Here is a 21,690-nt window from a genome sequence, read left to right on the forward strand (position 1 = left end):
CCGAAGAAGACAGCGCACACCCGACTCGCTGAACATTCGAATCGTCTGGCGATCCTTACTGGCTTCCCGCGGAAAGCAGAAGAGACCTTCCCATTATTCCTGTTTCATTCTTCAAGTCTGGCAAGAAGAGCACGCCAGGAAGGCGGAAATCGGGCAGGCCGTCCATCTTCCGCACGAATGCAGGCAAGCCGCACATCCGTATGAACATGGATCTCATCATCCTTGATGAAATTCTGCTCCAGTCGACAGGTCGCCGCTGCCTGGGCTTTCAGTCTGGTCTGCACGGTAAAAACATCATCAAGGCGCAGCGGCCGACGATAATCCAGCGTCGCATTGCGAACGACAAACAGAAGTCCGTAATCATTCAGCAGATCCATCGCGGACATGCCTTCAGACCGAATCGCCTCCGTGCGCGCGCGCTCGGCGAAGGCCAGATAGCGGGCGTGATAAACAACGCCTCCTGCATCGGTATCTTCGTAATAGATTCGGAAGTCGATGTTGTGAATGGTCATGCTTCGCCTTCTCCAGCCATGTCTTCTTCTGCAAGAAGATCGAATTGCGCCATCTGAGCCGATGCTGGTGGTGTCAGTCCGAGATGTCGCCATCCCCTCTCTCCCAGCACGCGCCCCCTGCTCGTACGCAGCACAAGTCCTTCCTGAATCAGGTACGGTTCAATCACGTCCTCCAGCGTATCTCTCGCCTCGGCCAATGCTGCGGCCAGTGTCTCCACCCCCACAGGCCCACCATTGTGATATTCGGCGATTCGCCGCAAATAACGCCGATCCATCCCATCGAGGCCGAGGCCGTCCACTTCGAGACGGGTCAGCGCCGCATCGGCGAGTTCAGCGCCCACCGGCTCGTCGCTGGCGTTACCGACCGATGCGAAATCCCTCACCCGCCTCAGCAGCCGTCCCGCAATACGCGGCGTGCCGCGTGACCGACGGGCAATCTCCATCGCGCCCGCATCAGTCAGCGCAAAACCCAGTTTGCGGGCGCCCCGCGCCACAATCAGTTGCAACTCGTCCGGAGTGTAGAACACCAGCCGCAATGGAATACCGAAGCGGTCCCTCAGAGGTGTCGCGAGCAGTCCGGCGCGGGTTGTCGCAGCAACAAGTGTGAACGGGGCAAGATCAATCCTGACCGAACGCGCCGCCGGACCCTCGCCGATAATCAGATCAAGCTGAAAATCCTCCATCGCCGGATAAAGGATTTCCTCAATGGCGGGTTGGAGACGATGAATTTCATCAATGAACAGCACGTCACGTGGCTGAAGATTGGTCAGGATCGCAGCCAGATCCCCTGCCCGCTGGATCACCGGACCAGACGTAGCCCGGAATCCGACACCCAGCTCGCGCGAGACAATCTGGGCGAGCGTCGTCTTTCCCAGTCCCGGCGGTCCATGCAGCAGGACATGGTCGAGCGCCTCACCGCGATTACGCGCGGCTTCAATGAAGATGGCCAGATTTTCACGGTTGGATTTCTGCCCCGTGAAATCGGCGAGAGTCTGCGGGCGAAGCCCTCCTTCGCCGAGATCCTCTTCGGAACGTGCGGGATCGACTGTGCGGTCGTTCATTTCGCCAGTTCTTTCAGAGACTCACGGATAACGCCGTCCAGCGTCGCCTCCGCAGCTTTTTCAGCAATCAGACGGCTCACGATCGGCCAGGCTTCGGCACGACGGAATCCCAGCCCCGCCAAGGCCAGCAACGCATCAGCTTCGATACTGCCGCCGCGATCTGCCTGCGCGATGATGGCGGCGGTCGCTGTGCCGCCGCCTCCACCCGGCATCTTTCCGGCTTTATCCCGCAACTCGGTCAACAGACGGTCGGCCAGCTTGCCGCCCACACCGGGAGCCCGGGTCAGACTGGCCCTGTCAGCGCTGGCAATGGCGGAGATCAGTTCGGAGGGAGAGAGTGTGGACAGCAGCCCGAGCGCCACCTTGGCCCCCACTCCCTGGATAGCGGTCAGGGTGCGAAACCATTCCCGCTCGGAAGTCGTGGCGAAGCCATAAAGAAGGATGGCGTCTTCCCGCACGACGGTTTCCACCAGAACCTTGGCGAGCTCGGGCGGGTTCGGCATCGCAGAGATCGTCCGGGTGGAAGCGAAGACAAGATACCCCACCCCGTTCACATCGATCACGCAGCGATCAGCTTCCACGTGTGACAGCAGGCCAGTCAGCGAGGCGATCATCGACGCCCCCCCGCACTCCGAGCCGCAGCACTCCGGCTCCCCGCTTCCACACGCAGTGAGCTGGCGCGATGATGAGCATGGCAGATGGCGACTGCCAGGGCGTCCGAAGCGTCATTGCGGGAGATGGAAGCAGCAGGCAACAGGCGACGCACCATCATTTCAACCTGCTCCTTGGTGGCGGCTCCCGTCCCTACAACAGCGCGCTTGACGGACATCGCGCCGTATTCAGCAACAGTCAGACCTTCCAACGCGGGAGCCAGAAGCGCAACCCCCCGGGCATAACCGAGCTTCAGGGTCGAGGCACCATTCCGGTTGACATAGGTCTCCTCCACAGCCGCCTCATTCGGTTTATGAGTCTGGATCAGGGCGGTCAGCGCATCGTAAAGAGCGCACAGGCGGGCCGGCACAGGTTCACCGCTATCAGTGGCGATCACCCCGTCAGCAACATGAATGATCCGGTTGCCATCGACGTCGATTACTCCCCAGCCGGTGAAGCGTAGTCCGGGATCAATGCCTATGAGGCGCGCGCGTGAAGTCATGTTTGTTCTCATAGCGTTCTTGTTCTGCTCACGCCAGAGCACATGAAACAGCCCTGCTGTTTACCGGGTATTTGTTACCTTCTGCTTCGTTTTCTCCCGAAGAGAGAGAGCGTTAAGAATTTCCATGATAAAAGCGCATTGCTGTTCAGGGCAGGCGAAAGGAATAACGATGGCGCGAGTCAGATGTCTCATGATGCAACGGGATGAGACTCTCCTCCTTGAAGCCTGGTTCCGCTATTACGGCTATCTCTTTGGTTTTGAGAATCTCTGTGTTTTCGACAACAATTCAACTGATCCGTCTGTCATTGAAACCCTGAAAACATACGAACGCGCTGGTGTGGATATTCACTGGGGTCATAACCGCCCCGAGGATTTTCTTGGCCGCAATGAGCATTTCAAAAATATCATCCGGCACTGGGATTCAGGCGGTCATTATGACTTTGCCCTGCCTGTCGACTGTGACGAATTTCTTGCTGTTTTCACCGAAAACGGTCTGAGTTGCTCAAGGAAATCCATACACGCGCAATTTGACGCGCTCCTTGCGGACAAGCAGGCTTTCGAGATTCAGTCGATGCTGCTCAATGTACCTTCGAGACCGGGATATTTTCGCCCGGAGCCGCATATCCGGACTTTCCTGGCAGCCGACACTCTGGACAATATGGATTTTGGTTTTCAGGCCTGTTCATCCCGAATTTCTCATGGACGCCGGGGGACGGATTTCACTCTCGTTCATATGCACAACAAACCGTTCAGCCACTTGCTGCAGCACACCCACCACAAGCTGGAAAAAGCTGTTCCGCTCGATAATCCCAAGATTCTGGCAGGCTATCATGGACCGGAAACACGTCTGATCCGATATCTGGACATGACGGAAGAGGATTATCTCGGACAGTTCGATAAGGGTGTATTTCTGCGCTTCGAAGGACTGTCCGATCTCATGCCGGCGCTCGGTATCAGAGCACCACTTCTTGTTGCGGAAACATCCGATGCAACCGGGACAGTGGCCGACGTTAATTTCATAAATGTCAGCAAGGGCAGGATAATCCAAACGACATCGTTCAGTCCCTCAACCTATCTTCGACTCAACCCTGATGTCGGAGCAGCAAACATTCCTCCCTTACGCCATTACATCATGCATGGAAGGGATGAAGGGCGTCCTATAGCTGAAGAATCCCCACCAGAAACATCTTCGCAGACGACACTCCCCGGTATCGCGCCCAGCCTGACTTTACCGCCGCAAAAGCTGGCGCGATCAAGGAAAACTTCTTCCATGGGGCAGGAACGGCGAGCACGCAAAAAAGCCGCAACTGCCTGATGCCCTCAGTCTTAGATGCCGCAAGCAGAACGCTTACGGCATCGCCCCTATGCTTCCAGCACCATAGAACCCATGAACGGAATGGCGGTTTCCGTTACCTCCAATCGGATGACACGCAGCAAGAACTGACAGGACGACAAAAACGATTGTCAGCGTTGCCAGTCTTCTTTTTGCAGACATGTGCAAAAACTCTGCCTTATCCCCTGAAAGAGAAACCTCCCCCGCTCTCACCACAGATTACTGCCCAGCCGGAACGGGAGCCTGCGGTGGGACGGCCACGGAACCGGTAGCGCCGGTCTGCTGCTGGACCGAGACATTCGGGGCCACAACGCGGTTCAGAACAGTGAAGGACACTGCATCCATGGTCGTGACATCGACCTTGTCATTCTTCTTCAACTGAGCAAGCATCGGCAGAAATATCTTCTGCTTCACGACCACTTCACGCTGCGCTCCCGCTGAATCGATCACGGTCAGAGTGTGAGCCTGCACATCGGTTGATACGACGCTGACCCGACGACGCCGGAAGGAAATCAGTGTTCCGTGCGGGTGACGGTTTGCATAGCCACGCGCCGTGGAAGTCGTAGACTCAGGCGCTGGGCTATCAGGGGCCGCGAGGGTCGCATCCAGCGTCTTGATCGACCGAAGCTTCAACCGGTCACCGACATCCAGGTGTGGCAACGCATGGCGTTTCACCGGCACATCGAGCGTGAACAACTCACCGTCTTCAGCGCGCAGCAGAACTTCACCGGTTGTAGCATCGACGCTTTCAACCGTGGCGACTGTATTGTTGGTAGAGGTAATAACACTCTGCGCCGCAGCACGCTCTGCCAGCAGAACAGTTGATGTGCATCCGGACATCATGGCGGCAAGAACTGCAGCCCGGCAGAACATGCTCGAACGAAAAAATGTCGTGGAATTCATGGGGTCAAGATGCCTTATAAATTTCAGTTACCATAATGTTACAGCGAAGAAGCACGCCGCACCATTCATTGATCGCATTGGGCCACATATTGAAACCTGAAACTATCATTTCCAACCAAAAATCTGACAGCTCCAGTCGGAGCTGTTTCCAGAGATATCACGAACGTACAGATATCCGTGTATTTCTGCGCTCCCCTGTTGCACAATCCCCCCACAGCAGGCTTATGATTTACGCCAGCAGATGAGGTATGAGCTTTTGATCGCTCATGCCTGATACCCCTGCGATATTCTGACGCGACCAAGGATCATTCCCCGTGCCGACAAGCTCTCCCTACCCTCCCGAAGTGATCCCTACGATTCGTGTTGTCGCCATGCCGACTGACACCAATCCTGCAGGAGATGTTTTCGGGGGCTGGCTTGTGTCCCAGATGGACCTTGCAGCCGGAACTGCTGCCGCTTTTCGGGCCAAAGGTCGTTGCGTCACAGTCGCCATCGACAGTTTCATCTTTCACGAACCTGTTGCTGTCGGAGACGAAGTCAGCATCTATACCAAGATCACCCAGACTGGGACGAGTTCAATCATTGTCCACGTCGAAACATGGCGTCGGGCACGCAACACGAATGAACGCCGCAGGGTGACGCAAGGCAAATTCACATTTGTTGCTCTGGATCAAAATCGCAAGCCGCGTCGCCTGCCTCCGGAATCAGGGTTCGATACGATTACAGACTGATAAAGCGCCAGGAGCTTTCGTAAACGGCATCGTTATCGGGCTCTGCTGCTGATTTTAAGTTTCATATAGCATTCCGTCATGATTTGTTCATGTGCCTTAGCTACAGACCTAATCTCATTCTGCTTGCAAGAAATTATTTTCAGAAAGGCAACCGTGTGAATATTAAGATTTATGTCGCCACACATAAAGAATTCAATCCGCCTCATGATGACAATTACATGCCAATTTACGTCGGAAAAGAACTATCAGAAACTGACTCTCCATTCTCAGGAGACAATACTGGCGACAATATTTCTGCTCTCAACAAGTCTTTCTGTGAATTGACGGCACTTTACTGGATATGGAAAAACGACCTTTCATCAGATTATGTTGGCGTCGTTCACTACAGAAGATATTTTTCAAAGCATCATCATGGTATCAACAAGTATATAACCGGCAAAGACGGCTCATATGTTCATCTTGGCGAAGGGCCGGAAATCGCAGCTTCCAACGATTTTGGTGAACTCACAGACGGCGTTGATCTGATTTTGCCTACAAGAGAGCATGTCGGTAATATTCTTGAAAATTACGGAGCCTGCCATCATGTTGAAGATATGTATCTAGTGCGTGATGTCATTAAGAAAATACATAATGAATACTTGGATGCTTACGATTTTACCATGAAAAATGTAACGCATATATATACCCGCAATATGGCTATCACAAGAAAAGAAATATTTTCAGAATACTGCGAATGGTTATTCAGTATTCTATTCACCTTAAAAAATATGAATTTTTATAGAAACTACGACAGTTACCAGAAGCGCATCTTTGGTTTTATTTCAGAGAGAATTTTCAATGTCTGGCTGCTGAAGAACAGGGATAGACTCTGCATCGGAGAACGTCACATCATAAATCTTTAAAGCCTTTTTGGAAAAGGCTTAGGGCCTGTCTGCATTCAGGGGTTCCATCTGGATTGAGGTTCTGATTCAAGGCTGTCCATGGAGGGCGAGGCTTGAGCAGACGGACACTGACAGACGAGCAATGGAACCGGATCAAAAACCATCTCCCGGGCCGGATCGGGCTGCCTGGGCGGAGTGGGGTCGATAATCGGCTGTTCGTAGATGCGATCCTGTGGATGGCCGGCAATGCGGCTCACTGGCGCGATCTACCGGAGGTTTTTGGCAAATGGTCCACAATCCACTCCCGTTTTCGGCGCTGGTCGCACGCGGGCGTCTGGGAGCGGCTGTTTCATGGTCTGGCCGATACGCCCGACTTTGAATATGTCCTGATCGATAGCACGATTTCGAAAGTTCACGCTGATGCGACGGGCGCAAAAGGGGGGCTGAAGCTGCCGCCATCGGTCGGTCGCGCGGCGGACTGACGACCAAGCTGCACGCCGCCGTCGATGCGATCGGCCTGCCGCTACGCATTCATCCGACGCCGGGACAATATGGCGACCGACCGCAGGCAGAGACGCTCCTGTCCGGTTTGCAGGGCGTCGGCCACGTCATCGCCGACGCCGCATATGATGCGGATCCTCTGCGTGCCTTCATCGCCGATCAGCTCGGTGCAACCGCCCAGATCAAGGCCAATCCCAGTCGCACTATCGTTCCGCCAATAGAGTGGAGGCTCTACAAGGAACGCCATCAGATCGAGTGCTTCTTCAATAAACTTAAACGTTTCCGAAGAATCGCCCTGCGATGCGAAAAGACACTCACAGCCTTCATGGGCTTCGTCCACCTCGCATGCGCCATGATTTGGCTACGCTGAATGCAGACAGGTCCTAGAGTCCGGATATGGAATGAAACCAATTCTCTGCATAAATGGAAAAATAGCAAACGATCGGCCTTGTCGGGGGTATGTATGTGCTCCGTAAGGTCGGCTCAGCGTCAGATGATGAATTTCCAAAAGGGCTCTCATTGGTCGTCATGCTAACTGACCGCCTCATCTGCCTGCCACCCAGAAAACCGGGAAAAACACATATTATTACTTTTTTCTTAACCGCCCCTACTTAACCACCTCAACTACGCGCACCCTTCCCTGTCACATTCAAAGCCATACCAAGCCTGAGGGCGGCAGCCGTATTACGCGCCACGCGAATCAAATTGGGCCGGGCTTCAGCGAGTGCTTCCGCAAGCGTACAAGGTCGAGCAACCGATGCGAATACAGCCTCTATCCCGGCAAAATGCACTTGCCCGGCATCGGCTCCCAATGATCCACCAAAGGCAATAACAGGCTTTCCGACACGGCGAGCGATCTGAGCCACTCCCGCCGGTGTTTTTCCCCGGACGGTCTGCCCGTCAATACGCCCTTCCCCCGTGATGACCAGATCCACGGAGCGGAGAATCTCTTCGAGCCCCAACACCTCACTGATAATATCAAAACCCGGCCTCAGATGGGCGTTCAGAAAGGCGAGCGTCCCAGCCCCCGCACCTCCAGCCGCTCCTGCTCCGGCTCTCTCCGCGACATCCTTTCCCATATCCTTTTTCAAATGGTGGGCATAAACAGCCAGAGCCGCATCCAGAGCTTTGACAAGACTGGGAGAAGCTCCTTTCTGAGGCCCGAATACGGCAGATGCCCCTTCAGGGCCAAGCAGGGGATTATCGACGTCACAGGCGACTTCCACCACGCATTCGGCCAGCCGGGGCTCCATGTTCGACAGATCAATGCGCGCAAGTCGACTCAGCGCCAGTCCACCGGCCACAAGCTCCCGCCCTTCTCCATCCAGCAAACGTGCGCCGAGCGCCTGAGCCATACCTGCCGCACCATCGTTCGTTGCACTCCCGCCAAGACCGATGATGAAATGACGACATCCTTCATCCAGCGCATGACGGATCAATTCTCCCAGCCCACGCGTAGTCGTGAGGCCAGGGTCGCGCTGTTCGGGCGTCAACATTTCCAGCCCGGCCGCAGCAGCCAGCTCGATTACGGCAGTGCGACCATCACCTGTGATTCCGTAAAAAGAGTCTGCGGGGCTTCCAAGCGGTCCGGTCACGGACACCTCAACCAGTTTGCCGCCTGTCGCGGACACAATGGTGGAAACCGTTCCCTCTCCACCATCAGCAGCAGGACACATAACGAATTCCGCGTCGGAAAATATTTCCTGAAAGCCGGTCTGAATGGCCGTTCCGACCTCGACCGCCGTGAGACTTTCCTTGAAGGAGTCGCAGACGATAGCAATTTTCATTCTGTGTCCCCTCGAACAGGCTTAATAAATCGCAGGGTGGCAATCAGCATACCACCCATCAAAAAAGGGCGCCCTTTCGGTACGCCCTTTCCTGTTTCACAAGAAGCGGATTTTCAGCCCGCAAGCATGGAGCCGGTTTCCACAAACCGCTCATGCCAGGACAGGGCTTCCTTAAGCAGATGAGGCGTATGCTTGCCGAAGGAATCCTTTTTGGCGCGCGCCAGATAGTCTTCCAGAAGCGGCCTGTACGTCGGATGTGAGCAGTTGCGGATCACAACTTCAGCCCGCTGCACCGGTCCCAGACCACGCATATCCGCAAGCCCCTGTTCCGTCACGATGATCTGGCTATCCTGCATGATGTGATCCACATGCGCGGCCATCGGAACGATTGCCGAGATGTGACCATCTTTGGCTGTCGATGGCGTCAGGAAGATCGACAGATAGGAATTACGGGCGAAGTCGCCTGATCCGCCGATTCCGTTCATCATCTTCGAACCCATCACGCGGGTCGAATTGATGTTGCCGTAGATATCCGCCTCCAGCATGCCGTTCATGGCGATACAGCCCAGACGGCGGATGACTTCGGCGTTGTTGCTGACATCCTGCTGACGAAGGATGATCTTCTCACGGAAGAAGGAAATGCGGCTGTTGATTTCCTCAACGGCGTCCGGGCTGAGAGAGAACGAGGTCGCGGACGCAATCTTCATACGGCCATTGTCCAGCATACGCAGCATGCCGTCCTGAATAACCTCGGAATAACCCATCAGATTCTCGAACGGCCCTTCATTGAGTCCATTCAGAACCGCATTGGCCACGTTGCCGACACCCGACTGTAACGGAAGCAGATGCGGCGGCAGACGACCGATTTTCACTTCATGCTCGAAAAACTCGAGGAGATGGCCGGCGATAGCCTTGGCCGAGTCATCCGGCTTCGCGAACGGCGCATTCCGGTCCGGTTCGCTGCTGCGCACGATCGCCGCAATCTTGCCGGGATCAACACGCAGGAACGTCTCACCGATCCGCTCGTCCGCACTGGTGAGAGGAATGATGTCACGAGGAGCCATGCCGCTGATGTTGCCCCGGAACACGTCGTGCATGCCCTCAAGACCTTCGGGCTGCCAGTCATTGACCTCGATGATGACCTTCTCGGCCAGATCGAGGAAAGTCTGCGAGTTTCCGACCGATGAGGTGGGAACGATGCCACCGTCTTCGCGAATCGCTGTCGCCTCGATGACCGCGAAGTCGAACTTGCCGTAATTGCCCTGCACAGCGCGGGGCGCAACCAGACCAAGATGCGTATCGAAATACTCGGTCTCGCCCGAGTTGATGTTGTTGCGCATTGCAGCGTCGGTATTGAACGGCGACCGATAGGACACGCCGTGAACCTTCGCGAGCGCGCCATCCATCTGCGGCCCGGTGGAAGCGCCTGTCACCAGACGGACCTTGAGTTCCTCACCTTTCTCTGTCGCTGCGGCAATCCGGTCCGCCAGCGCCATGGGAATGGCTTTCGGATAGGCAGCTCCGGTGAAACCACTGGTTCCCAGAGTGGCGCCGTTGCCAATCAGGGCGGCGGCAGCCTCCGCCGGCATTTCCTTGGCGCGCAACGCCTGGCTACGGATACGATCAGTCATAAAGCGTTCCAGTTCCAGCTTCGATTCAATGGATCAGCCCGGCAGTCACATTCCCTCCGGGGAATCGTCTGCGCTGAGCCTTCTGATCCGGGAGCAGGAGCGGTCTTCCAGTTACTTCTTGTTTCTATGCAAAAAACCATCTCACACCCCCTCCGAGATCATTGGGTTCCCCATCTACGCTCAATTCGTCGGAAAACGCGTCTCACATGAGTGTGCGCAGACCGTGTTCAGCCTGTTTATCTGATCGAATTTTCGTGAGGTCGGTGCGGCACAAAAACTGGACGCGCGTTATACAGGACATAAATAATGAAATGGCCCCTTCGCTCACAAGAAAAATTGGCCAAATATGACAGCGTGATGTCGCAGCGAGTACGCCATGTATGACCAGAGAAACTTACAGCACCGCATCGCCGGCCGAGGCATTCGTGTCGTGGGAGACGTACATGGTGATCTGGACGCGTTTCGCCATGCCGCCGCGACGGATCGCTTCATCATCCAGTTGGGCGATCTGGTCGATTACGGCCCGGATAGCGCAGGCGCTCTTCGACTGATGGCGCGCATCATTCAGGAACAGCGGGGCCTGTTCCTGCTTGGCAATCACGATCGCAAGCTTGGCCGCGCCCTCATGGGACGGAAGCTGCGCCGGGATCCGCCTCTGGAAGCCACACTGGAGCAGATCAATGATTCGCGTAATGCCGACATCCGGGATCTGCTGATCCCTCTTCTCACAGATGCCCCCACCTGGCTGCGGCTGGGACGAAGAATGTTCGTCCATGCAGCCTTTCACACCGGCATGCTGGAAGAAACATCTCCTTCCGGTCTGGATAATGTCTCATCCCTGCTATCGCGCGCCCTCTTCGGCGAAGTGACGGGAAAAACCCAGCCCGATGGTTACCCGGAGCGTCGTCTGAACTGGGTGGACCATATCCCCATGGGACACACGGTTTATTGCGGACACGACCGTCGCTCCACCGACGGACGGCCATGGATCAAGCATGGCCGGTCGGGAGGAACGGCTGTTTTTGTGGATACAGGAGCAGGGAAAGGCGGGCATCTTGCGTGGATCGATCTCCCCGAGGAGAGCATGGAGATCCCGGATTACCCACCGCCACCTTCATTCTATTGATTGGTGATTTTCTCACAAACGGACAGACTGGCCGTTGCCCTGATCTCTCTGCTCACGGCATGATGACACGAGCGGTTTCTCAACCATCCCGGTCGGCAGACATTCTCTGCCATCACACAGAATCGGGACGCATGACACAAACAGGACCAAATGGCGTGACCTCTGCCTCCTCTGACACGACTCCCTCCACCGACGGTCTGAGCCGGCAAAACGCCGAACTGGCGGCGCTCCGTCAGAGCATCGACAATATCGACATGGCGCTTGTGGCGATTCTGGCTGAGCGGTTTCGTTGCACACAGGCGGTCGGCGAGCTGAAGGCCCGCTACCGGATGCCACCTGCTGACCCGTCCAGAGAAAAGCGGCAGATCACGCGGTTAAGGCAGTTGGCCAAAGACGCGAAACTGGACCCCGATTTTGCCGAGAAATTCCTGAACTTCATCATCAGTGAAGTCATCCGGCATCATGAGGCCATTGCGAAGCAGAAAGACACAGGCGCGGGATCTGTCAGCAATGATTAAGCCGGTCGCCCATCGCCTCCTGCTGCTCAGGCATTGTGAAGCCGCCCCCCCCGAAGGCGGCGACATGAGCACGAAAGCCGATCTTGCCCGCCCGCTGACGGATACCGGTCATCGTATGGCTCGCCAACGGGGCGAGAGCATGCGTCGTGCCGGACTTATCCCTGATCTGGTGCTGTGCAGTCCGGCCATGCGGACACGCCAGACCTATGCCGGGCTTCTGCCATTCGGAAACGGCGCCCGGCCTGAAATCCGTATCGAGCCGACTCTGTATCTTGCAGCGCCCGATGAACTTCTGGCCCGTCTTCGGGCTACCCAGGATTCGGTGCATACGATTCTTCTTGTCGGCCACAATCCGGGCCTCCCTGCCCTCGCCCGCTACCTGAATGGTGTGGAGGTTGCCCTCGAATCTGATTTCGAACTGGGAACGCTCGCCACATTTAATGTAGAGGTCGAAGAGCGGGAATCGATCGCTCTCGCGTGGAAATCTCTTGGCCCGAAGACCGCGTGGCTGGAATCGTTCTCGCAAAATTGAGCAGAAATCGGCTCAGAAGGTCTCGCCTCGCAACAAGGTGACCCATTCGCAGGGTTCCGATTTCTCTCGTGATCGGGGACATTCACCAATGTTGCCACCGCCTTGAGGCGTGTGGCCAGATCGTGTCAGAAGTAGCGCCATCGAGCGCGTCGGAGGAAGCTGTGACGGGTACAACTGCCAGCATCAAAATCGGAGACAAATCGGCTGAACTGCCGGTTCTCAAGGGCACTCTTGGACCGGATGTCGTCGATATTCGTCGTCTGACCCATGATACGGGCGTTTTCACGTTCGACCCTGGTTATGGCGAGACCGCCTCTTGCGAGAGCAAGGTCACCTTCATCGACGGTGACAAGGGCATTCTGCTGCATCGGGGATATCCGATCGAGCAGCTCGCCGAGCATGCATCCTATCCAGAAGTGGTTTATCTGCTTCTGAACGGGGAACTCCCCAACAAGGAACAGTATGATTCCTTCGTAAACACGCTCACGAACCATACCCTGCTGCATGAACAGCTTCGCAACTTCTTCAACGGCTACCGCCGTGACGCCCATCCGATGGCGATCCTGTGTGGCACCGTGGGCGCGCTGTCCGCTTTCTATCCGGACGCCAACGACATCTCCAAGAAGGAAAGTCGCGACCTTTCGGCCATGCGTCTGATCGCCAAAATCCCGACGATTGCCGCCTGGGCCTATAAATACACGGTTGGCGAGCCGTTCGTTTATCCGCGTAACGACCTGAACTATGCCGAGAATTTCCTCTCGATGATGTTCGCTCGTCCCTCCGAGCCCTACAAGGTGAACCCGGTTCTGGCCCGCGCCATGAACCGTATCCTCATCCTCCATGCAGACCATGAGCAGAATGCCTCAACGTCCACGGTGCGTCTGGCGGGATCAACCGGAGCCAATCCGTTTGCGTGTATCGCAGCCGGAATCGCAGCTCTGTGGGGACCTGCTCACGGTGGCGCCAATGAAGCCGTGCTGAAAATGCTGACCAGCATCGGTTCCAAGGAAAACATTCCTGACTTCATCTCCAAGGTGAAAGACAAGAACAGCGGCGTGAAGCTCATGGGCTTCGGACATCGCGTCTACAAGAATTTCGACCCACGTGCGAAAATCATGCAGGCGACCTGCCACGAAGTCCTGTCAGAACTCGGCATCAAGGACGATGTGGAGCTTGATCTCGCAGTTGAGCTGGAAAAAATCGCTCTCAGCGACGACTATTTCGTGCAGCGCAAGCTCTACCCGAATGTCGATTTCTATTCTGGCATCATCCTGAAGGCGATGGGCATCCCTACCAGCATGTTCACCGTGCTGTTCGCCGTTGCCCGCACAACGGGCTGGATCAGCCAGTGGAAAGAGATGATCGAAGAGCCGGGTCAGCGTATCAGCCGTCCGCGTCAGCTTTATACAGGCTACACGGAGCGTGATTTCGTCGATCTCGACAAGCGCACCTGAATTTTCTGACCAATTTAAAAAGGGAGGCCACCTATCAGAGGTAGCCTCCCTTTTTTATTTATACCGACACCGGAAAAGTGCCTCAGATCTTGGTTTTCAAGACCTACGCGTTGCGATCGAATATCGTTACAGAAAAGGATCGTCTATTTTTAGATACAGTTACAACCCTTGGTCGGTTGGTTGCTTTTCTTGATGACGTGATGATCAATCCACTCAGAGACCAAACGCCTCGCCTCATTCAGAGAAGATTCCGGATGATGAATGCGATAGAGGGTCGTGCAGGCATTGAACGCTGAGACATCATTTGTCCCGACCTGCTTCAGCTCCTGATAAGCCGTGACCACAGCCCTTTCGCAGTTTCTTGCTATCCGACTGCTATCGACCACTTTATACCATCCTTAGAACTGATAATCATTTGCAACTCGGTGAGTATATCTTATACGCCCCAACTCCGCAAGGAACTGACCCCGTTCCAGCCATCACGTTTAACTCACGTTATGTATCAGCCTCTCCCGAACATCCCCTGCCCGCCCGTTGCCATATCCTGCTCCGCCATGAACCTGCTGCGGATACCCGTCAGGCAGACGAAATCCTGAGAAACCGGACTATTCCGGTGACAACCGATTTTGCATTTTCTGTGGCAAGATTTACCGTACCTTGATTCCTTTCGGGGATATACTAAGCAGTGCGTCAGCCACTCGGGAGAAGCAGTAGTGTCAGAGTACGTTCTTGTTTCTGAAGAAGAAAAGCCGTCGAGATTTCAGCAGGCCCAGGAATTGATGAAAGACGGTGACTACGAGGAAGCATGTGATATATTTGAGAAACTCGCTAAAAGCTTTCCCGATGATCGAGGGATATGGTGGCAGTATCTATCAGCTCTCAATCGTGCTCGCCTGACAGATAAGGCCGATGAATATACAGAATGGTGCTACAGGGCTTTTCCTGGTGATTTAGGCTTCACATTGGCCTGGATGCGTGGTTTCGACGCCCGCGCCGACTGGGATGAAAGTATTCGACGCCGCTATGAAATACTGGCGCAGCATGATCCTCGCACAGATCCAGACTACCTTCCGGTCATAACAGAGTTTTTTTTACCTCTCGTTGAAAAGAAAGACTTCAACGCGATCAGGACACTCCTCAATCAGTACTGGAATATACTGACCAGAAATGATGAATGCGGAGCGGCTACCTACTTTGCTCTTGAGGCGATCGGTGATTTTCACCGCCAGCTGGAACTCTGCGACATCTTTCTCAAGCGCTGCGATCCGGCTGACCCGGTCGTGCATGGCGTCAATTACGCCAATCTGCGGGTGATGGTCCAGTCAGCTCTCTGGAACCAGGAAATACTCTCGCGCCGTCACAGCCACACGAAAGTTGTCTCTTTCGGTCAGAACTGCCTCCCATACTCCATGTCAAACCGATGGGGACTGCTCAAATACATCGGCAATCCCGATAACATAACAATTTTTGATCTGGGAGCTTTTAGCCGGAACTCGGCGCCCGAAGCCTTGCTCAGTGATTTTGAAGGTTTTCGTAACCCCGAAAATTACTATGAGAGCCGCGATGCCGTGGGCGCTCCCCAGATGATGCACAAGCCTACCGGGGTTCATTTTGGTCATGAACGCGGTCGCACGATCATCGGCAATGATCAGGAAAAGTTCTTCTCCCTGATCAACAAGAAAATCGACGCTTTCCAGAACATGTGGAACGAGGGGCGTTGCCTGCTCGTCTATTCCGTAACGGGCCAGTGCGATCTTCCTGAACTTGTCCGTAGTATGGAAAAGGCTCTTGAGGAAAAATCCTCACGCCTCCTCATTCTGAACTGCACACGACAGGCTATGGACTGCCCGAGCTCGCAATTTGTCACCTATACCCACACCCCGTTCCCGTTTGATTACCATTGGAACGAGATAACCAATTTTACGAAGGATGTTGGTCTTGCCTTTGACGCGCGCATCATGGCGGCGATCAAGCAGGAAATTGACAGGATGGACAGGTCGTAAGCGACCTTCCGGCCACCTTACACCATAAGTATCTCTCCATGAAAAAGGCTTCAGAGCAGACCCGCTCTGAAGCCTTTTTCATTCCAGAATGCCTATAGGGAAACCGCGTTCACATAGGTCTCACCAAGTGTAGTCGATGCTGAAAGATCAAACACCCACCTGTCCTCACCTTCGCGGGTAAAACCAAGCCGATCATAAAGATCTGCCACCACAGTGTTTTTGGCGGTTTCCTTGAAGCGCCCGACGATCCGACGAATATTCTTTTCCCTCGCTCTCCGGATCAATTCATTCATGATGAATTGCTCGAATGTACGGGAAAAGACGCGGCAGCTCATTGTCCATTCAGCAATATCAAGATCATCGTTCTGTTTCTGGGCGATCAGCACGGAAACCAGCCCGTGATCACCAAACCTGTCCTTCAGGGAGCAGGCCAGAACGACATTCCCGTCATCGGCCATGAAGTCACGCACAGTCTGTTCATCAAAGCGCTGCGTCAGTAGATTGAACTGATTGGTCTTCTGCCCCAGTTGCACCACCCGCTCAATCTGGCCTTCTGACGGACGCGCCGCCTGCCCCATCATTTCCAGACTACGCAGATAGGATGGCAGATCTGATGCGTCATCCTGTTCAGCCAGGGCAGCAGCGCGCATGGCGTAAGCCTGCGTACGGGCGAAATCATCACGACTGTATTTCTGGAACTGGAACCAGTAACCCTGCTCAACTTGCGCAATGAAATCGGACGGATCGCCGTCCAGATGCACGGTGCCGACCTGCGGCAGTTCCTGGCGGACAAGAGTGCATTCCGCCGGATTGTCATCGACGAACACAAGAGCATCCAGACCGATATTCAGCTTTTTGGCGATCTTGCGCAGACCACTGGCTTTATCATCCCACGATGCTTCAAAAGCCGCGAAATCATCGACCTTGAGGATACTTCCCGGTTTATCAAAACCGGTCTTGGCAATGTCAGGGTTATTCTTGCTGCATACGGCAAGAATGATGCCGCGATCAGCAAGCAGTTTCACGTAGCTCTGGAAAGCAGCATACGCTTCGGAAACGGCGTCACCACTTCCGATCTTGATACCGTCCATCCCGTCATCGCCGATCACTCCGCCCCAGAGCGTGTTATCAAGATCGAGAACAAGAGCTTTTTTTTGCCGTGTTCAGGACACCGCGCAGCGCCGAACGGAAAAGTGGCACGTAAGCAGGCAGCGCACTGTTTTCGATCGGGAGTTTGGCGCTGTACCAGCTTCTGGGAGCAAAGGCGGCGGTATTGCCATATTCCAGCGCGAACCGGCCAAAGTCGATGATCTGAACGCCAAACGTCTCGGCGGACCATAGCCTTCTGAGGAGTTGCTGGAGCTGGTTGGTGTAGGATGAAGGGAGATACTGCTCCGCGACACCTGTCAGGCGGAACTGGGGTGGCGGTGGGAAGTGATGGATGATCTTCGCGCCACAATTCTGGCTGATGCGCCGCCACATCGACAGAATTTCATTCGCTTTCCTGTCAATAAACGCGGACACATCTTCTTCACTGGTGCTGGCGGGGATATCCGCCACCAGACTGCGCCAGTCAGACACAATAACGGCAATATCCGGCTTGAGACTGTAGAATTCGGAAGCCGGATTCAGCACATCCTGCATGAATGAGCCGTAAAGAGACTGTGTAATGTGCGGCCGGATGTTCTCCTGAACGCAGCCAATGGCAATGGCGCGCGCCAGCATGTCCGTGGTGGTCGTGCCCATGATATGGATCTTGAGCTCACGGAAGCTGCCTGCTTCCCCAAACGGCCATGCCCCTGCGACAATGCGCGTGCCGGTAGACAGAATGTCGCCAAGACCGGGGATAACTTTTGCGGAAAGAGGCAAATCAGACACACGGAACTCCTAATTCTGGACAGGCTCAGACACTGATCAACCGACTTTTTCGGCCACCAGTTTCTCAAGAGCTGCAAAGCTTTTGGTTTCGCCGATCAGATCCAGACCAAGCTTGATGCCAAATTCTTCCTCGGCCAGCGTAAAGAGCGACAATGTCGCCAGAGAGTCCCAGCCTTCAGTATTGTCAACTGTCGCTTCAGGAACTTCTTCAGCGCTTTTATCTGGAAGAATGGTATTGAATACACGAACAAGGCGCTTGCGAATGCGTTCTGGGGTCATACTCATCGGAACTCTCCATAATTGTTTCTTTTACTAATAACTCTGGACCAGCCTGCGACTGTCGTCCTGCCAGTATCTTACACCTAAATGTACGGATTCAAAGGCACATGCCTCTGCTACGGATATACCGGCACGTATGAGAGACCTGATTTAGCAAAGAAATATTTCCTGTTTGATAATCGGACGGACAGCCGCCCCCCTCAAACTGGATGACGGTTTTCACGGCAGCGACCCCAGCATTGCTGGCTGGAATTCCGCCATTCATCTGTCAGGCTTACATATGAAACATATGAAAAATTGACGGCGCGTATCCATCCACCGACATACTCGCGTGCATTACGTTAGAGGAGGCCCATCCATAAAGGGTTCCCAGAAGCGCAGCCTCAGCGATACGTGTTTCCATCCGGCGAGTAGATCTGACCTGAGCAACCAGAAGAACAACACCTCACTCATTGCGCCCGCTTTCAGTAATTCCCTTTTCGGGAGCTACATTTTTATCAGTCGTTCAGCCCGAGGGCATGCAGGATGCGATGATTGGGGTTTGCTGATCCGGACATGGGTGTCTTGTTGAGTTCAGGTTGCAGCATTGCCGCATGAGGCAACAGCTCACGCATATCCTCCGTCAGTTTGGAGGCGTCTGTCTGGCTGTGAATGACATGCGGAGTAATCAGCACCAGCAGCTCAGTTCGGGAACGTGTGTTGGTCTGCTCCCCACCCAGGGCTCCAAGGATCGGAATATCCTTGATCCAGGGCATACCCTGATTTCCAGTCTGACGGTTGTCGGTGATCAGACCCGCGAGACCGACAGTCTGACCGTCGGCTATCTCCACACGTGATTTCACCTGACGCTGCGAGAAAGTCGGACTGTTGATGGTGCCGCTCCCGGTGATCGTTGTCGAAGAGGCCACCTGACTGACCTGCTGCGAGACATCCAGCGTGACCAGATCACCGTTACTGACATGCGGAGTAATCTGAAGAATCACGCCGGTTGGCTGGTAGCTGATCGAGTTTGTGATTGTTGAACTGGTGGTCAGCACGCCTGTAGTGGAACCGGTCAGATAGGGCACCATATCACCCACCATCAGCGAGGCGGACTGGTTGTCCATGACCATCAGTTCCGGTGAAGACAGAACCTGAACCTTGGTAATTCCCTGAAGAAGATTGATGACAAAAGGCGCACCTCCCTGACTGCTTCCTCCCAGGACAAAGCCGGGGAATGAACTGCTCAACTGGGACGAGGTCAACGTTGTTGAGATGCTCTGCGTCGCACCGCTCAGAATGCCATTCACACCGCCGGACTTGAAGAAGAACTGCGTGCCGTATTTCAGGTGATCATTCAGCGTGACTTCCGCGACCGTGGCGTCAATCCGAACCTGCAGAGGGATAATGTCGATCTTGTGCAGCATGGCGATCACATCGCCTGTTTCTTCCGGCGTGCCATAAACAAGTATCGAATTATTCTGCAAATCGGGAATGATTTTCACCGTTTCACGCGCACTGTCTCCACTTGCCTGATTGCCAAGACCTCCAAGCAGGGGATTGTTGGAAATACCATCATCCTGTTGCTGCTGTGAGGACTGACTTCCGCCATTTCCTGAAGAGCCATCACCTTGCCCACCAGATGACCCATTGCCTCCCGATAACAGTCCCTGCTGCTGGCTGCTGTCACCCAGAGAAGGGGAGCCAGTGCCTGAACTGCTGCCGCCAGACATGCCGTTCTGACTCATCGCGTTGCTCATCTGACCAACCGATGAATTCTGTGTTGTTGGTTTTGCGGTCACATGGCCTGGAGTAAAAGCCTGCTGCAGGACATATGCGACATCGTTGGCCCGTTCGTTCTGAAGATAATAAACGTTCCAGACACGTGCCGTCCTGTATCGTCGGGCCTCCACCAGATGATACAATCTCTGTACATCTGCAATCTGTCGCTCGGTGTGCGCCACGATCAGAACACTGTCGATGCGCGACATCGGCACAATCTGGAGCTGTCCGGACAGAGCACCATTTTTTCCGGCGTCAAGCGCGGTTTGCAATGCGTGCGACAGATCCTGCGCGCTTCCCGACATGGAAGGCAGGAGCGCATAAGACATGCCGGACAGAATGTCAGTATCAAAACTCCTGACAAGGTCCGCCAGAGACTGGCGGGTCGCCGGATCACCACTGACAATAATAACATTCGAACCGGAGGAAGCAGCGATATGCCCTCCATTCTGCTCGAATGGTTTCAGTACCTTGGCCAGATTTTCCGCAGATGTGTATTTCAGGGCAATGGCTATCTGTCCCTGCTCTGCACCCTGACCACCGCCGGAATGACCTCCGGCGCCAGCAAGAGGGACAACACGGTAAAGACCGTTACTCTGCACGACCGTGGCGCCAACGCCGGCAAGAAGATCCTTCAGTATAGGAAGAAGCTGATCCCGTCGGACAGGATGCGTCACCCGCAATGTAACGGCACCCTGCACGCCCGGATCAATCGTATAATTGACGCCCATCAGATCACCAAGGATCTGGTCCGTGGCTGCCCTGACATCCGTTCCGGCGAAGTTAAGTGTAATGTCACCCGCTGCATCCTGCCCGTCTGTCACCAGTCCACTCGAAGAGCGACGGCCATAAGACGCCAAGGCTTTTGAACCTGTTGCGACGCTGATCTGGCCGTTGGTGCGTTCAGGGGCGCTCATCGAAACGACAGAGCCAGGCAAAGGCGTCACGACCGGGTCATTTTCCTGGCATCCGGCCAGAGACAGCAGACCCAGCATTCCGACCTTCAGTGACAGATTCCGGGGATTTTTCATGAGTATTCCTGGGCAGCCTGAAGTAAGAAAAAATTCAAAAAAACAAGGTATGTCATGACATTACCCAATCCCCTGCGATGCCGTTTTATCGCTCTGCCGAACCATTCCCGCATCATGGGCCGGTAGCCAGCAGCCTCTTGTCACGAGCGCAACATCCACACCCTCACTCTGAATATTTCCCTGTATGGCCTTATCGGACTGAAGGCTGGGGATATGCAGTTCCTCTGCAGGCAATCCGGGCTGTGACAGTTCAAGCTCTGTCTGAAGCACAACGAAATCATGCCATGAGATCGACAGGGCGGCGCGCGCTCCGGCTTTCTGCAGATTTCCAAAGATCTGTTCTGGCACTCTCTTTGAAAGAGCCTTGGAAAATACAGAAGAGCTCTGATGCTTCCCTTTATGGGCCTTCAGCATCATGTTCGCGAACTGATCGACAGCGATGCGCTTTTTTTCTACCGGTGCGTACCCCTGACAAACTGCAACCGAAATTTCACCTGCATCCCGATGGCCTTCTCCGCTAATGAGAAAAAACCACTGATCGAACGGACCTTTTTTTGAAGTGGTGTTAACAGGCGAAAAGATCTGTTTCCTGAAGCGGGACAGAAATTCGGGGTA

General features: G+C 54.6%; 22 protein-coding genes. 9 read left to right on the plus strand and 13 right to left on the minus strand.

Annotated elements, in window-relative coordinates; genetic code table 11:
* Positions 1 to 104 precede the first annotated feature (104 nt).
* Genes ybgC through ruvC form a run of 4 tightly spaced genes read right to left on the minus strand, consistent with a single transcriptional unit; the run spans position 105 to position 2,726 of the window.
* Positions 105 to 512, minus strand: coding sequence for a tol-pal system-associated acyl-CoA thioesterase (ybgC, locus tag A0U92_RS08980; RefSeq protein WP_077812924.1), 408 nt, complete (start codon positions 510 to 512; stop codon positions 105 to 107).
* Complete coding sequence (gene ruvB, locus A0U92_RS08985) at positions 509 to 1,573, minus strand: Holliday junction branch migration DNA helicase RuvB (protein ID WP_077812925.1); 1,065 nt, start codon at positions 1,571 to 1,573, stop codon at positions 509 to 511. Before ruvB ends, ybgC begins: the two co-directional genes overlap by 4 nt.
* A complete protein-coding gene (ruvA, locus tag A0U92_RS08990) occupies positions 1,570 to 2,187 on the minus strand; it encodes a Holliday junction branch migration protein RuvA (protein WP_077812926.1) in 618 nt (205 codons plus the stop codon). Before ruvA ends, ruvB begins: the two co-directional genes overlap by 4 nt.
* Positions 2,184 to 2,726 carry a crossover junction endodeoxyribonuclease RuvC gene (ruvC, locus tag A0U92_RS08995; protein ID WP_077814345.1) on the minus strand — a complete coding sequence of 181 codons (543 nt, stop codon included), beginning with the start codon at positions 2,724 to 2,726 and terminating at the stop codon, positions 2,184 to 2,186. Before ruvC ends, ruvA begins: the two co-directional genes overlap by 4 nt.
* Positions 2,727 to 2,895: 169 nt before the next feature.
* On the opposite strand from ruvC, the gene A0U92_RS09000 reads away from it, so the two are divergent.
* Entirely contained in the window at positions 2,896 to 4,041 is a 1,146-nt protein-coding gene (locus A0U92_RS09000) for a glycosyltransferase family 2 protein (RefSeq protein ID WP_187668734.1), read from the plus strand.
* A gap of 237 nt (positions 4,042 to 4,278) precedes the next feature.
* On the opposite strand, the gene A0U92_RS09005 is transcribed toward A0U92_RS09000, so the two are convergent.
* The gene (locus tag A0U92_RS09005; RefSeq protein ID WP_077812928.1) at positions 4,279 to 4,962 is read right to left on the minus strand and encodes a hypothetical protein; all 684 of its coding nucleotides are present in this window, start codon (positions 4,960 to 4,962) and stop codon (positions 4,279 to 4,281) included.
* Between the two features lie 371 nt (positions 4,963 to 5,333).
* On the opposite strand from A0U92_RS09005, the gene A0U92_RS09010 reads away from it, so the two are divergent.
* The 3 genes from A0U92_RS09010 (at position 5,334) to A0U92_RS17310 (ending at position 7,445) form a co-directional block, all read left to right on the plus strand.
* A complete protein-coding gene (locus A0U92_RS09010) occupies positions 5,334 to 5,693 on the plus strand; it encodes an acyl-CoA thioesterase (RefSeq protein ID WP_187668933.1) in 360 nt (119 codons plus the stop codon).
* A 155-nt stretch (positions 5,694 to 5,848) separates the two neighbouring features.
* On the plus strand, positions 5,849 to 6,595 hold the full coding sequence (locus A0U92_RS09015) for a DUF4422 domain-containing protein (protein WP_187668735.1): 747 nt from the start codon (positions 5,849 to 5,851) through the stop codon (positions 6,593 to 6,595).
* Between the two features lie 92 nt (positions 6,596 to 6,687).
* Positions 6,688 to 7,445, plus strand: a protein-coding gene (locus A0U92_RS17310; protein ID WP_149026434.1) for an IS5 family transposase whose coding sequence is annotated in 2 segments (ribosomal slippage) — positions 6,688 to 7,006 and positions 7,006 to 7,445 — 759 coding nt in all. Because the reading frame shifts where the segments join, the coding sequence is not laid out codon by codon here.
* A 250-nt stretch (positions 7,446 to 7,695) separates the two neighbouring features.
* Here the strand turns inward: A0U92_RS17310 and A0U92_RS09030 are convergent.
* Together A0U92_RS09030 and A0U92_RS09035 are read right to left on the minus strand one after the other, a co-directional pair.
* The gene (locus A0U92_RS09030) at positions 7,696 to 8,862 is read right to left on the minus strand and encodes a glycerate kinase (protein ID WP_077812933.1); all 1,167 of its coding nucleotides are present in this window, start codon (positions 8,860 to 8,862) and stop codon (positions 7,696 to 7,698) included.
* A 113-nt stretch (positions 8,863 to 8,975) separates the two neighbouring features.
* Positions 8,976 to 10,493 (minus strand): succinate CoA transferase, encoded by a 1,518-nt coding sequence (locus A0U92_RS09035; RefSeq protein ID WP_077812934.1) that lies wholly within the window; start codon positions 10,491 to 10,493, stop codon positions 8,976 to 8,978.
* A 376-nt stretch (positions 10,494 to 10,869) separates the two neighbouring features.
* Here A0U92_RS09035 and A0U92_RS09040 point away from each other — a divergent pair, with 376 nt between their 5' ends.
* From A0U92_RS09040 to gltA, 4 genes are all read left to right on the plus strand, one after another.
* Complete coding sequence (locus tag A0U92_RS09040) at positions 10,870 to 11,619, plus strand: metallophosphoesterase (RefSeq protein ID WP_077812935.1); 750 nt, start codon at positions 10,870 to 10,872, stop codon at positions 11,617 to 11,619.
* Positions 11,620 to 11,774: 155 nt separating this feature from the next.
* The gene (locus tag A0U92_RS09045; protein WP_077814346.1) at positions 11,775 to 12,137 is read left to right on the plus strand and encodes a chorismate mutase; all 363 of its coding nucleotides are present in this window, start codon (positions 11,775 to 11,777) and stop codon (positions 12,135 to 12,137) included.
* The gene (locus A0U92_RS09050; RefSeq protein ID WP_236748062.1) at positions 12,130 to 12,669 is read left to right on the plus strand and encodes a SixA phosphatase family protein; all 540 of its coding nucleotides are present in this window, start codon (positions 12,130 to 12,132) and stop codon (positions 12,667 to 12,669) included. Before A0U92_RS09045 ends, A0U92_RS09050 begins: the two co-directional genes overlap by 8 nt.
* Before the next feature lie 161 nt (positions 12,670 to 12,830).
* Entirely contained in the window at positions 12,831 to 14,123 is a 1,293-nt protein-coding gene (gene gltA / locus A0U92_RS09055) for a citrate synthase (protein WP_236748063.1), read from the plus strand.
* Positions 14,124 to 14,272: 149 nt separating this feature from the next.
* Here the strand turns inward: gltA and A0U92_RS18275 are convergent, their stop codons facing one another.
* Positions 14,273 to 14,509 carry a hypothetical protein gene (locus A0U92_RS18275; RefSeq protein WP_077812936.1) on the minus strand — a complete coding sequence of 79 codons (237 nt, stop codon included), beginning with the start codon at positions 14,507 to 14,509 and terminating at the stop codon, positions 14,273 to 14,275.
* 240 nt (positions 14,510 to 14,749) lie between these two features.
* Between A0U92_RS18275 and A0U92_RS09065 the strand changes: the two genes are divergently transcribed.
* Entirely contained in the window at positions 14,750 to 16,126 is a 1,377-nt protein-coding gene (locus tag A0U92_RS09065) for a tetratricopeptide repeat protein (protein WP_236748064.1), read from the plus strand.
* Between the two features lie 92 nt (positions 16,127 to 16,218).
* Here the strand turns inward: A0U92_RS09065 and A0U92_RS18280 are convergent, their stop codons facing one another.
* The 5 genes from A0U92_RS18280 to A0U92_RS17995 form a co-directional block, all read right to left on the minus strand.
* Complete coding sequence (locus A0U92_RS18280) at positions 16,219 to 17,235, minus strand: HAD-IIIC family phosphatase (RefSeq protein WP_236748065.1); 1,017 nt, start codon at positions 17,233 to 17,235, stop codon at positions 16,219 to 16,221.
* Between the two features lie 19 nt (positions 17,236 to 17,254).
* The gene (locus A0U92_RS18285) at positions 17,255 to 18,004 is read right to left on the minus strand and encodes a hypothetical protein (protein ID WP_236748066.1); all 750 of its coding nucleotides are present in this window, start codon (positions 18,002 to 18,004) and stop codon (positions 17,255 to 17,257) included.
* Between the two features lie 36 nt (positions 18,005 to 18,040).
* Positions 18,041 to 18,289 carry an acyl carrier protein gene (locus A0U92_RS09075; RefSeq protein WP_077812938.1) on the minus strand — a complete coding sequence of 83 codons (249 nt, stop codon included), beginning with the start codon at positions 18,287 to 18,289 and terminating at the stop codon, positions 18,041 to 18,043.
* A 491-nt stretch (positions 18,290 to 18,780) separates the two neighbouring features.
* Positions 18,781 to 21,075, minus strand: a complete 2,295-nt coding sequence (gene gspD, locus A0U92_RS09080) for a type II secretion system secretin GspD (RefSeq protein WP_077812939.1) — start codon at positions 21,073 to 21,075, stop codon at positions 18,781 to 18,783.
* Between the two features lie 60 nt (positions 21,076 to 21,135).
* On the minus strand, positions 21,136 to 21,423 hold the full coding sequence (locus tag A0U92_RS17995) for a hypothetical protein (protein WP_149026435.1): 288 nt from the start codon (positions 21,421 to 21,423) through the stop codon (positions 21,136 to 21,138).
* Positions 21,424 to 21,690: the final 267 nt, after the last annotated feature.

Origin of the sequence: Acetobacter aceti, from assembly GCF_002005445.1 — a bacterium.
Classification (GTDB): domain Bacteria; phylum Pseudomonadota; class Alphaproteobacteria; order Acetobacterales; family Acetobacteraceae; genus Acetobacter; species Acetobacter aceti_B.